Source organism: Pseudoflavonifractor phocaeensis (assembly GCF_016901735.1).
Classification (GTDB): domain Bacteria; phylum Bacillota; class Clostridia; order Oscillospirales; family Oscillospiraceae; genus Pseudoflavonifractor_A.
In genome coordinates, this window is the sequence record NZ_JACLZC010000004.1 from 65130 (window position 1) to 77980 (window position 12851).

9 protein-coding genes are annotated in these 12851 nt (G+C 62.1%); 5 read left to right on the forward strand and 4 right to left on the reverse strand.

Annotated elements, in window-relative coordinates; genetic code table 11:
• Window positions 1–46: 46 nt before the first annotated feature.
• On the reverse strand, window positions 47–1138 hold the full coding sequence (locus tag H7U37_RS02045) for a glycosyltransferase family protein (protein WP_243413487.1): 1092 nt from the start codon (window positions 1136–1138) through the stop codon (window positions 47–49).
• A 9-nt stretch (window positions 1139–1147) separates the two neighbouring features.
• A complete protein-coding gene (csaB, locus tag H7U37_RS02050) occupies window positions 1148–3391 on the reverse strand; it encodes a polysaccharide pyruvyl transferase CsaB (protein WP_204873193.1) in 2244 nt (747 codons plus the stop codon).
• A gap of 152 nt (window positions 3392–3543) precedes the next feature.
• Here csaB and H7U37_RS02055 point away from each other — a divergent pair, with 152 nt between their 5' ends.
• Both H7U37_RS02055 and H7U37_RS02060 read left to right on the forward strand, forming a co-directional pair.
• On the forward strand, window positions 3544–4065 hold the full coding sequence (locus tag H7U37_RS02055) for a DUF4330 domain-containing protein (protein WP_204873194.1): 522 nt from the start codon (window positions 3544–3546) through the stop codon (window positions 4063–4065).
• Between the two features lie 93 nt (window positions 4066–4158).
• Window positions 4159–4710, forward strand: coding sequence for a phosphatase PAP2 family protein (locus tag H7U37_RS02060; RefSeq protein WP_204873195.1), 552 nt, complete (start codon window positions 4159–4161; stop codon window positions 4708–4710).
• A 184-nt stretch (window positions 4711–4894) separates the two neighbouring features.
• On the opposite strand, the gene H7U37_RS02065 is transcribed toward H7U37_RS02060, so the two are convergent.
• Window positions 4895–5278 carry a DUF4363 family protein gene (locus H7U37_RS02065; protein ID WP_243414200.1) on the reverse strand — a complete coding sequence of 128 codons (384 nt, stop codon included), beginning with the start codon at window positions 5276–5278 and terminating at the stop codon, window positions 4895–4897.
• Window positions 5275–5958: a DUF421 domain-containing protein gene (locus H7U37_RS02070; protein WP_204873196.1), complete on the reverse strand. Its 684-nt coding sequence runs from the start codon at window positions 5956–5958 to the stop codon at window positions 5275–5277. Before H7U37_RS02070 ends, H7U37_RS02065 begins: the two co-directional genes overlap by 4 nt.
• A gap of 225 nt (window positions 5959–6183) precedes the next feature.
• Here H7U37_RS02070 and H7U37_RS02075 point away from each other — a divergent pair, with 225 nt between their 5' ends.
• The 3 genes from H7U37_RS02075 (at window position 6184) to H7U37_RS02085 (ending at window position 12738) form a co-directional block, all read left to right on the forward strand.
• Window positions 6184–7290, forward strand: coding sequence for a carbamoyl phosphate synthase small subunit (locus H7U37_RS02075; protein ID WP_204873197.1), 1107 nt, complete (start codon window positions 6184–6186; stop codon window positions 7288–7290).
• Window positions 7290–10586: a carbamoyl-phosphate synthase large subunit gene (carB, locus tag H7U37_RS02080; protein WP_204873199.1), complete on the forward strand. Its 3297-nt coding sequence runs from the start codon at window positions 7290–7292 to the stop codon at window positions 10584–10586. The genes H7U37_RS02075 and carB overlap by 1 nt, the downstream gene beginning before the upstream one ends.
• 154 nt (window positions 10587–10740) lie before the next feature.
• Window positions 10741–12738 carry a fructose-1,6-bisphosphatase gene (locus H7U37_RS02085; protein ID WP_204873200.1) on the forward strand — a complete coding sequence of 666 codons (1998 nt, stop codon included), beginning with the start codon at window positions 10741–10743 and terminating at the stop codon, window positions 12736–12738.
• The last annotated feature ends 113 nt before the right edge of the window (window positions 12739–12851 follow it).

A 12851-nucleotide genomic window follows, 5' to 3' on the forward strand; every position in this document is an offset into this window, starting at 1 on the left:
TCCTGCCCTATATCTACGGCGGAGGCGGGGAAAAGAGCACTGAAAATTACACCATTCCGGTGGAAAAAAGGCCGATGGATTCCAGAATGGACTCCACCTGCTTTGCCCGGGCGGACCAGGAGGAGCGGGCGCCGTAGGCACGGCGGCGCTCTCTGGCCCAGGAGCCGGCCTCCCCCAGGGCGTCGGCGCACAGCCGGGCAAACTCCGCCGGGGTGTGGGCGGCATAGATCACATCCGGATAGGGCTCCACCTGTCCGGGGCGGAGCATGGAGACAATGGGCTTGCCGGTGGAAAAGTATTCAAAGATCCGCTGGGGCAGCACGTCGTACACCTCGTCCTCCCGCAGCAGGTTGAGACACACGTCGAACCGCTCCACATAGGCGGGCAGATCTATGGGCGTCTGCGGACCGGTCAAAAGCACGTTGGGCAGCCGTTCCAGCCGGTGGAGCTGGGGATTGCGGAGCACCCGTCCCACCAGCACCACCGTGCAGTATGGCAGGGCCCGGGCGGTATACAGCAGGGGAGAGAGATCCAGGTCGGGCCACAGGGTGCCCTCATAGCCCAGAACGGGACCGCGCAGGTCCCGCAGCGCCGGCGGCACGGTCCGTCCCTTCCGGCTGAAGAGGGGGAAATTGGCGCCGTTGGGGAGGAGCGCGGCGTTTTCGGTGCAGGGGGACAGATGATGGGTAAGCCCGTCGGAGGCGGAAAACACCACATCGGCGGCCAGCGCCATTTCACTTTCCCACTGGATGGGCAGGTGGGACCAATCTTGGGCGCAGTCATAGACCACGCCCCGGCAGGGCAGGTAATCCAAAAGGTGGACCGCCCTGGGGGTGGCGCACCAGAGCACCGCTTCCCGGAAGCGGTGGCGCTGCATGGCGCTCTCGATGAAGCGGGCCAGCTTGCGCTGTTCCTGGCGGAAGAGAAAGGTGTGGCGGGCCTCTTCGTCCAGCACCGGCGGCAGGGTATAGACCACCAGGCCGGGCCGGACCTTGCGGCCGATGCGCTTGCCCAGCCATGGTCCGTCGCTGGGCTCAAAGAAGAGGACTTGCGCGTTTTCCAGACGGCTCATGAGCTGCTGGGTCCGGCCGGGAACGGCGCTCCAGGGGGCGTCGGAAATACAGATGATCTGTCTCAAGGGAGGGCCTCACTCCTCCTTGGGGGCGTCGGCCAGGCCCAGGAGCCAGGCGGCGGTCTGCGAGTTGCGCTCTTCCACCGTGCGCAGGCGGTCCACCCCCTGGGTAAGGAATGCCTTGTCGTCGATGCGCTGACAGGCGGCGTTGATCTGGGCCTGGAGCCGTTCCAGCGTCAGGGCGTCCAGATCGGTATACAGGTCCTGCCCGATGTAGGACAGGAAGGAACTGATTTTCTGGTCATACACCACACCCACCAGAGGCACGCCCTGGCTGGCGGAGAAAACCAGGGCGTGGAGGCGCATGGAGACCACCACCTTCATCCGGGAGAAGAGGCCGATGGTATGGGCCGAGGCGCCGGTATTTTCCACCACATGGAAGGGGACGTGCATCAGGTCGGTGACCTGAGCGATGGCGCCCAGATCCAGGCGGCGTTCGATGGGGAGAAAGACGGGGGTCAGGCCGTGGGTACGGTAGGCGTAGTCGGCGGCGGCGGCGAAGATTTCCACCTTGCGCTGATAGCCAGGCCAGGGCCGCAGGGTAAAGCCGATGTAGCGGCCGTTGGGATCCAGCCCCTCCCGCTCCAGGATGCCGTCCACCACCTGCTTGGGGGCGGCGGGAAGAATGACGGTGGGGTCGGCGGAGAGGAGGATGCGGGGCCGGTCCACGCCCATGTTCCGCAGCTCCTCCCGGGAGTGGGTGTCCCGGAGAGTAATGGCGTCCACCCGCTTTTGGAGGACGGAGGCCGCCCGGCGGCGGTTGCCCGGCGAGTGGATGGGACCGATGCCGCAGCCGTACATCAAGACCTTATTGCCCAAAATCTTGCCCGCCGAGATGGTGAAGAGGTAGAACCACAGGGAGCGATGGCTGGTGACATCCTGCATGAGGGAACCGCCGCCGTTGATGTAGAGGCGGGTCTTGGTCATGCGGCGGAGGAAGCGGAGGAAGTTAAAGGTGTAAATGGAGTTGACCCGGTAGGTCATGCGGGTGCTGGAGGGATTGCGGGAGAGGACCCACAGGGGCAGGTCGGGGTCCAGGGCCCGGAGCTCGGCCACAATGGCCTCCAGGATGGCGTCGTCGCCGGCGTTGCCCCGGCCATAAGCGCCGCAGACCAGCACGCCGTCCCGCTTGGCGCTGCCTCTGGCCTTGCGGCGCAGGATGGTCTCATAGATCTGGAGCTGGCGGCGGAAGGTGGACTCGATGGAAAACTCCGTCTGGCCCTTGTGGAGGAGCCGCTGGCCCAGGTGAGCGCGGAGGGTGGGGTCCTTGGCCAGGACGGTGAGCTGCTTGGCCAGGCCGTCGGCGTCGCCCGCCTCGAAGAGGAGGCCGGTGACGCCGTTTTCGATGAGGTAGGGCACTCCGCCCACCCGGCTGGCCACGGTGGGCAGTCCAGCCCGGGCGCCCTCGGTGAGGGCGTAGGGGAAGGTCTCGGAGAGGGAGGTGAGGGTATTGATGTCCAGGGCGTGATAAAAGCTGTCGGTGTCGGAGATCCAGCCGGCAAAGCGGACCACGTCGGACACGCCCAGCTCCTGGGCCAGATGTTCCAGCATTTGCCGCTCCTCGCCGTCGCCGGCGATGAGAAGGCGGAGCCTGGGACAGCTGCGGTAAGCCCCGGCAAAGCCCCGGATGAGGGTGGCCACGTCTTTGACGGGGTTGAGGCGGGCGGCGATGCCCACCACGATGGGATCGTCCTCGGGACGGATGCCCTGGCTGCGCAGATAGTTTTCCCGGGAGACGGCGGGGACCCGGGGCGTAAAGTCGATGCCGTTATAAATGGTAAAGAGACGGTCGGGGTCAAATTTCCGGGAGATGAGCAGATCGGTCATGGCGTCGGACACGCCGATGCGGTAATCCAGGAGGCGGAGGGCGATGGTGTTGGTGGTGCCGTAGAAGAGCCGGGCCAGGGGCCGTCCCAGATAGTCCAGGCGGTAGTCGGAGTGGACGGTGGTGACCACGGGCAGGCCGGTGGCGCGCTTCAGGAGCGCGCCCATCATATTGCCCCGAGCGCCGTGGCAGTGGATGATCTCATAGCCCTCTTTTACGATCATATCCTTGAGGGTGCGGTAGGTGCGCAGCAGATTTTTTCCCTCCAGCACGACGGTGGGGATGCCCAGCTCTCTGGCCTCCTGAGCAAAGGGGCCCTCCATAAAGCAGACCATAGTCACATCGATGGCCTTGGTGAGGTTTTGCAGCAGGGTATGGACGTGGGTTTTCGCGCCGCCGCTGTCGCCGCCGCTGATGAGATGGATGACTTTCATATAACAACCTCCGGGAGAAAAAAGACTTGTTCGGCCTGTGGAAGTATGATACAATACAGACTAACCTGCGGCGCCGGAGCATCCACCGGGCCAAAGGTCAGACAATATTGTATCATACTTAAGTGAATTTACAACCTCGGAGGCTTGAAAAGATGTTGGACGAAAAGGGAAGACTGTTTGGGAAGATCAACATTATCGACTTGCTGGTGGTGCTGCTGGTGCTGGTGGTGGCGGTCGTGGTGGCCGTGAAGCTGCTGGGCGGCGGCGAGGGACTGCCCGGCGGCGAGAGCGGCAGCACCAAGCTCACCTATATTGTGGAAGTGGACGGCGTCAAGCCGGAGGTTTATGAGAACCTGAAGTCCTATGTGGAGCAGGAGGGCGGCGATCAGCTGATGGCCTCTGGCGATATGCTGGATGCCTATGTGACCGGCGTCACCGCGGAGCCCCACGAGGAGGTAGTGAGTCTCAACACCGCCAACGGCCAGATCACCCTGCCCACCGAGCCGGGCCTGCTGGATCTGACCTTTACCATTGAGAGCAACGTGGTCAACGCCGTGACCAATGAGGTGGGCACCCAGGAGGTGCGCATCGGCAAGACCCATACGGTCAAGACCGTTCATTTTGAACTGGTAAACGGTGTGATCACCGACTGTCAGTGGGGCGACGGGGAATAAGACCAAAAAGAGAGGTCCGCTGCACGCTTTGTACCATATGGACAGCGTGTCAGCGGATCTTTTTTATTCCGGATTATAAGGAGGAACGCGGGAATGTTCATGAATATACAGGCTTTGGACGGCGGGATTCTGCTCTGGCTCCAGTCGGTGCGCAATCCGGTGCTGGACGGACTCTTGACGGCCTACACCCAGTTGGGCAACGCGGGAATCGGGTGGATCGTGCTGTCGGTGGCGCTGCTTTTCTTCAAGCGCACCCGCAAAAGCGGAGCGCTGGCTCTGTGCGCCATGCTGTTTGGACTGGTGGGCACCAATCTGGTGCTCAAAAATCTGGTGCAGCGCATCCGGCCCTATGAGATGGTGGAGGGATTGGAGCATCTGGTGCACATCACGGACCCAAACTCCTTCCCGTCGGGACACACCACGGCGGCCTTTGCGGCGGGGGTGGTGTGGTTCCGCACCCTGCCGGCCCGGTGGGCCAGGATATTGGCGCTGGCGAGCGCCTTTTTGATGGCCTTTTCCCGGCTGTATGTGGGGGTCCACTATCCCACCGACGTACTGGCGGGGGCGGTCATGGGCACAGTGTGCGCGCTGCTGGCCCTGTGGCTGGGCAAGCGCTGGAAGGTACTCAATCGGTTGGGCGAGTAAAGGAAAAACTGTCTCTGCTCGTAGGAGCGGGGACAGTTTTTTTATATTCCGCCTGTGGGGACCGCCGCCCGCGGCGGTCCATCGGATGTTGTTCTCCCTCTTGTAGGGGCGCCATATATGGCGCCCGCAGGCGAGAAAAACCGTGCGTGGGTGGGGTGGCCAGTGTTCGCCCCCTACGGATGGGTCAAAACAGATTTTCCAACGTCAGCTGTTCCGCCTCGGAGAGGAGAGACAACCGGCCCATGAGCTGGGCGGACGCGGCGGCATATTCTCCCACCTCCCGGGTCTGGAGGAGCCGTAAGGTCTCTTCAAAGCCCAGCTGGATCTCGTCGGTGTCGCCGTGGCGGAGGGTGACGTGGAGGTAGGTGTCATGGGAGCGCCAGCGGTCCCTGGCTGTTTTCACCAGCTGTTCGGCCTCCTGCCAGCGCTCTTCCGAGACCAGCTGCCGGGCTTCCTCCAGCTGTCCGATGAGAGCGCCGGTCAGACCGTCCAGATGCCGGGCGTTCCAGATGGTCACCGCCAGCGCCGCGGCCAGCAGGGCGGCAGCCAGCCAAAGCCGTTTCATCATGGGTGTGTCTCCTCCTTTCTGGCGCAATAGACCCGGCCCAGCTCATCCACCGTCAGGAGGAACACCTCCTCCGGACCGGCTAGGGACCGCTCGGCCAGGGCCTGGCGGAGCCACTGACGGCTCAGCCCCCTGGCCTGGAGATTGGACTCCACCACCGCCCCGTCCCGTATGATGGGAAGGGGCAATCCCGGCTCTTCTGTTTTTCGGCCCAGCTGCCGGGGGGTGACGGGCTGCTGGGCGGCATAGAGGAGGACGCTCAGCTGTCCGTTGGTCTCCAGCACGGCGTATTTGACGCTCTCCAGGTCGGTGACCCCCTGGAGGCGGAGCTCCTCGGTGAGTTCATCCAGGGTCAGGCGGTTGCGGCGCAGCTCGTGCTGGTCGATGCGGCCGTTTTGGACGAGGATGCTGGGCTTGCCGCACAGCAGGGCGCGGAAGGCGGTGCTGCGGAGATTCAGGATGGAAAAGATGGTGGTGAGGCACAGCAGGGTAAGGATGGGCACGATGCCGGCCAGGAGCGGGATGCCCAGATCCTGCATGGGGACGGCGGCCAGGTCGGCGATGAGCAGGGCCAGCACCAGTTCGGAGGGCTCCAGCTCGCCGATCTGCCGTTTGCCCAGCAGCCGGACGCCGACGACGATGAGCAGATAGAGGATGACGGTGCGCAGAAAGGTAATGACCATAGGGAGGACCTCCGGGCGGCGTTTTGTTTTAGTGTGGTCCTCCGGGGAAAAAAGTATACATAGGCATAAACTGACCGGGCGGATGGGGAAAGCATGGATAAAATTTATGCAAAATCACGGCTTTTAGAAAAAGAAGGGGAAAATTTGGGGAAGGTTATTGTCAGGGAGAGGGTTTTGGGATAAACTAAGAACGTTTAAGATTCTCAACGTGAAAGGCGGGATACCATGGGAAAGGCGACACTGATCCTGGAAAACGGCGCTGTATTCGTGGGACGTAGCATCGGTTCCACGGCCGATCGGATCTGTGAAATGGTGTTCAACACCTCCATGACGGGGTATCAGGAGATTTTGACCGACCCCTCCTACGCCGGACAGGGCATTGTGATGTCCTATCCGCTCATTGGCAATTACGGAGTCAACAGTGAGGACAACGAGTCCGGACGTCCCTGGGCGGAGGCCTTTGTGGTGCGTCATCTTTCCGAGCGGGGGAGTAATTTCCGCTGTGAGGGCGGGCTCAACGAGTATTTGAGACGACATGATATTACCGGGATCGAAGGTGTGGATACCCGCGCCCTCACCCGCATTCTCCGCAGTCAGGGGACCATGAACGGCATGATCACCTGCGCGGAGCATTTTTCTATGGAGGAGGTCCTCCCGCGCATCCACGCCTACCGGGTGGAGGGTACCGTGGAGCGGGTGACCCGCAAAGCGCCCCAGGTCTATCCCGCCCTGGAGGAGCAGAAGCTGCGGGTGGCGCTGATGGACTACGGCGTCAAGGAGAACATGATCCGCTGCCTCCAGAAGCGGGGCTGCCAGGTGACGGTCTATCCCGCCCTCACCCCGGCCCAGACCATTCTGGACGGCCATTTTGACGGCGTGATGCTGTCCAACGGCCCCGGCGACCCGGCGGACAACGTGGGCATCATCGCCCAGGTGAAAAAGCTCTATGAGAGCGAGCTTCCCCTCTTCGCGGTGTGTCTGGGCCATCAGCTGCTGGCTCTGGCCACCGGCGCGGAGACCCGGAAAATGCGCTTTGGCCACCGGGGCGGCAATCATCCGGTGAAGGATCTGGCTGCCGGCCGGGCCTTCATCACCAGCCAGAACCACGGCTATGTGGTTACGGCGGAGAGCGTGGACCCGGCGGTGGCGGAGATCTCCCATGTGAACGTCAACGAGGGCAGCGTGGAGGGCCTGCGCTACCAGCGGCCCCACTGCTTTACGGTGCAGTTCCACCCCGAGGCGTCCCCGGGTCCCAAGGATACGGAATATCTCTTTGACCGCTTCATTGCGGATATGGAAGCCGTGCGCGGCGAAAAAGGAGGCAAGCGGTAATGCCCAGAGATCAATCTATTAAAAAAGTCCTGGTACTGGGCTCCGGCCCCATCGTCATCGGTCAGGCGGCGGAATTTGACTACGCCGGTACCCAGGCCTGCCGGGCTCTGAAGGAAGAGGGCGTGGAGGTGGTGCTGGTCAACTCCAACCCGGCCACCATCATGACCGACAAGGACATCGCCGACCACGTCTATATCGAGCCGCTGAATCTGGCCTCGGTGGAGCAGGTCATTGAGATGGAGCGCCCCGACTCCATTCTGCCCACGCTGGGCGGACAGACCGGCCTGAATCTGGCCATGAACCTCCACGAGCAGGGGATTTTGGAAAAGTACGGGGTGCGCCTGCTGGGCACCTCCCCCGAGTCCATCCGCAAGGCCGAGGACCGGCAGGGGTTTAAGGACACCATGGAGGCCCTGGGCCAGCCCTGCGTCACCTCCGAGGTGGTGGAGAGCGTGGACGGCGCCGTGGCCTTTGCCAACCGCATCGGCTATCCGGTGATCGTCCGCCCGGCCTACACCCTGGGCGGTACCGGCGGCGGCATCGCCTATGACGAGCCCTCCCTCCGTGAGATCTCCGACCGGGGCATCCACCTCTCCCGGGTGGGTCAGGTCCTCATCGAGCGGTGCATCTCCGGCTGGAAGGAGATTGAGTTCGAGGTCATGCGGGACTCGGCGGGCAACGTCATCCAGATCTGCTCCATGGAAAACGTGGACCCGGTGGGTGTCCATACCGGCGACTCCATCGTGGTGGCCCCCACCCAGACCCTGGCCAACGCCGAGTATCAGATGCTGCGCACCGCCGCGCTGGACATCATCTCCGCCCTGGAGATCGAGGGCGGCTGCAACTGTCAGTTTGCCCTGAATCCCGATTCCTTTGAATACGCGGTCATCGAGGTCAATCCCCGCGTGAGCCGCTCCTCCGCCCTGGCCTCCAAGGCCACCGGCTATCCCATCGCCAAGGTGGCCGCCAAGATCGCCCTGGGCTACACCCTGGACGAGATCCCCAACGCGGTGACCGGCAAGACCACCGCCTGCTTTGAGCCCACTCTGGACTACTGCGTGCTGAAAATTCCCCGTCTGCCCTTTGATAAGTTCACCACCGCCAGCCGGACCCTGGGCACCCAGATGAAGGCCACCGGCGAGGTCATGGCCATCGGCAACTCCTTCGAGGGGGCCCTGATGAAGGCCATCCGCTCCCTGGAGCTGCCGGTCAAATCCCTGCGCCTCCCCGGTCTGGACGAGCTCTACACCGAGGAGATCGAGGAGCGTCTGGTGAACATCGACGACCAGCGGCTCTTTGTGGTGGCCGAGGCCCTGCGCCGGGGATTTTCGCCCGAAAAGATCAACCGGATCACCAAGTATGATCTCTGGTTCCTGGACCGTCTCCAGCTCATCGTGGACATGGAGGACGCCCTGGACCACGGCCGTCTGGACGCAGACACCCTGCGCCGGGCCAAGGAGATGGGCTTCTCCGACGCCTGGATCGCCGCCCTCTCCGGCAAGGAGCGCACCGAGATCAAGGCTCTGCGGGAGTCCATGGGCATCCGCCCCGCCTTCAAGATGGTGGACACCTGCGCCGCCGAATTTGAGGCTCAGACGCCCTACTATTACTCCACCTATGACGAGGAAAACGAGGCGGTGGACGAGCTCCACCTGCCGGCGGTGGGGGAGCTGGCGCCTCACATCCCGGAGGCGCCCTATCTGGCCGCCAATACCGCCGCGCCCCACCGCAAGAGTCCCACGGAGGAGAAGAAGAAGGTGCTGGTGCTGGGCTCCGGCCCCATCCGCATCGGCCAGGGCATTGAGTTTGACTACTGCTCGGTCCATTCCGTGTGGGCCTTCAAGCGCCTGGGCTATGAGACCATCATCATCAACAATAACCCCGAGACCGTGTCCACCGACTTTGACGTGGCGGATAAGCTCTACTTTGAGCCTCTGACGCCGGAGGACGTGGAGGCCGTGGTGGAGCTGGAGAAGCCCTGGGGCGCGGTGGTGCAGTTCGGCGGACAGACCGCCATCAAGCTGGCCCAGGCCCTGACCGACATGGGCGTTCCCATTCTGGGCACCCCCGCCGACGGCGTGGACGCCGCCGAGGACCGGGAGCGGTTCGACGAGATCCTCCAGCAGTGCAAGATCCCCCGCGCCGCCGGCCGCACGGTCTTTACCACCGAGGAGGCCATTGCCGCCGCCAATGAGGTGGGCTATCCGGTGCTGGTCCGGCCCTCCTACGTGCTGGGCGGTCAGGGCATGGAGATTGCCTACAACGACCGGAACATCACCGAATTTATGCGCATCATCAACCAGGTGGAGCAGAAGCACCCCATCCTGGTGGACAAATACCTGATGGGCCGCGAGGTGGAGGTGGACGGCGTCTTTGACGGCGAGGACATCCTGATCCCCGGCGTCATGGAGCATGTGGAGCGGGCTGGCATTCACTCCGGCGACTCCATCAGCGTCTATCCGCCCCTCCACATCGACGAGAAGCACAAGGAGACCATTTTCCGCTACACCCGGGATCTGGCCAAGGCGCTGGGGGTCATCGGCCTCATCAACATTCAGTTCATCCTCTATGATGACGACGTGTACGTCATCGAGGTCAACCCCCGCTCCTCCCGCACCATTCCCTATATCTCCAAGGTCACCGGCGTGCCCATCATCGACCTGGCCACCAAGGTGATGCTGGGTCAGAAGCTCAAGGATCTGGGCTACGGCACCGGTATTTATCCCGAGGCCAGTTATTACGCGGTGAAAATGCCGGTATTCTCCTTTGAGAAGCTGACCGACGTGGACACCGGCCTGGGCCCAGAGATGAAGTCCACCGGCGAGGTGCTGGGCATTGCCGAGTCCTTCCCCCAGGCGCTGCTGAAGGCCTTTAAGGGGGCCAATATGAAGGTACCCAAGAAGGACGGCCGGGTCATCATCACCGTGAAGGACGAGGACAAGGGCGAAATCGTGGGCATTGCCCGTGCGCTGGCCGAGATGGGAATTGAGATTCTGGCCACCGCCGGCACCGCCGACGCGCTGGAGGCCACCGGCGTGCCATGCCGTCGGGTGGCCCGGGTCAGCGAGGGTCATCCCAACATTCTGGATATGATCTCCTCCGGCTCGGTGGACCTGGTCATCAACACCCCCACCCGCGGCCGCAAGCATGAGACCGACGGCTTCCACATCCGCCGCTCAGCGGTGGAGCACAGCGTGGGCTGTCTCACCGCGGTGGATACCGCCAGAGCCATGCTGACCGTCCGCACCCAGGGCAAGAGCTCGGCGCTGCGTCCCATCGACATTACCAAAATTTGACATTGTTTTTTAGAGGGCGGTCCGCAGCACAGCTGCGGGCTGCCCTTACTTTTTGTTTTTGCGGAGAAAAATTTTTCAGGGTAGTATTCAAATGGTGACGGCCGTGATAGAATAGGGACAGAATAACTGAGAGATAAGGAGGGTCCCTTGTCCCATGAAGAGCAAACATATCCAAACAGAGCCGGATCTGCGGTATCTTCAGATGCTCTCCCGGCAATATCCCACGGTGCAGGCCGCCAGCACCGAGATCATCAATCTCCAGACCATTCTGAATCTGCCCAAGGGCACCGAGCACTTTATCTCCGACGTGCACGGGGAATATGAGGCCTTTCTCCATATCCTGAACAGCGGTTCCGGCGCGGTACGGGAGAAGGTGGACGAGCTCTTTACCACCAGTGTCTCCAAGGCCGACCGGGACCAGCTTTCTACTCTGATTTACTACCCCAACGAAAAGCTGGAGGAGATTACACGCCAGATGGACGGGGAGGAGCTGGAGGAGTGGTACCGCATCACCCTCCACCGGCTCATCGACATCTGCCGTCTGGTGACCTCCAAGTATACCCGCTCCAAGGTGCGCAAGGCCCTGCCCAAGGAATACGCCTATGTGATCGACGAACTCATCAACACCAACTATGAATTCCACAACAAGCGGGAATACTATGAGAACATCATCTCCACCATCATTGACATTGACCAGAGCCGCGATTTCATCGTGGCGGTATGCGAGCTCATCAAGCGGATGGTGGTGGACCGGCTGCATATCGTGGGCGACCTTTTCGACCGGGGCCCACGGGCGGACATCATCCTGGACGCTCTGATGGATTACCACACGGTGGATATTCAGTGGGGCAACCACGACGTTTTGTGGATGGGCGCCGCCACCGGCAGCCGCACTCTGGTGGCCACGGTGCTCTCCAACTCCATCCACTACAACAACCTGGAAGTGATTGAAACCGGCTACGGCATCTCTCTGCGCCCGCTGGCCCTCTTTGCCAATGAGATTTACCGTAATTGTGACTGTTCCTGCTTTGAGGCTAAGTTTGCCGGGGACGACGCGGAGAACTATACCGAAAAGGACAAGGCGCTGGCGGCTCGGATGCACAAGGCCATTACCATCATCCTCCTCAAGCTGGAGGGCCAGAAGATCATGCGCAACCCGGGCTTTGGGATGGAGGACCGGCTGCTGCTGGATAAGATCGACTACGAGAAGAAGAGCGTGGTCATCCGTGGGGTGGAGTACGCCCTCTCGGACACCGATTTCCCCACGGTGGACCGGTCGGACCCCTACCGCCTCTCGCCGGAGGAGGATGAGGTCATCAACCAGCTCACCGCCTCCTTTGAGCACAGTGAAAAGCTGCAAAAGCACGTCCGCTTCCTCTATTCCAAGGGGGGACTTTATAAGATCTTCAACGGCAACGTCCTGTTCCACGGCTGCATCCCCATGACCGAGGAGGGGGAGCTGATGAAGTTCCACCTCAACGGCCAGGAGCTTTCGGGCCGTTCTCTGATGGATTACGCCGAGGCGGTGGCCCGTCTGGGCTATTACGCCAAGCCCGGCACGCCGGAGCGCACCGCCGGTCAGGATTTTCTGTGGTTCCTCTGGTGCGGGCGCAACTCCCCCACCTTTGGCCGGGATCGGATGACCACCTTCGAGCGGCGCCTGATCCGGGATGAATCCTCCTGGAGCGAGCCCAAAAACGCCTATTATACATACTACAACGACCCGATGGTGTGCGATATGCTTCTGGCGGAGTTTGGTCTGTCCGGCCACAGCTGCCACATCATCAACGGCCATGTGCCCGTCAAGTCCAAGAAGGGGGAGAGTCCCATCAAGGGAGGCGGCAAGCTGATCGTCATTGACGGCGGCTTCTGCCGGGCTTATCAGCCCACCACCGGGATCGCCGGCTATACGCTGATTTATAACTCCAACTGCTACCGGCTGGTCTCCCATGAGCCCTTCGCCGGCAAGCAGGCGGCGCTGCGCAAAAACCGGGACATCGCCTCCACCGAAGTGGTCTTTGAGCGGATGGACAAGCGGGTCAAGATCGCGGAGACCGACATCGGCAGCGAGCTGCAAGCCCAAGTGGACGATTTGAAGGCGCTGCTGCGGGCCTTCAAGCGGGGCACCGTCAAGGAGGATCACCACAGCTGAGGCATGTAGGTTTGTCAAACATATTGGACAGTGAACTCAGAGGGAGAAAGCCAGCCCAGGGGCCTCATGGGAAAGTTGTTTGAGCGGCGGTTGTGGACAGCAAGTTGCTTGGA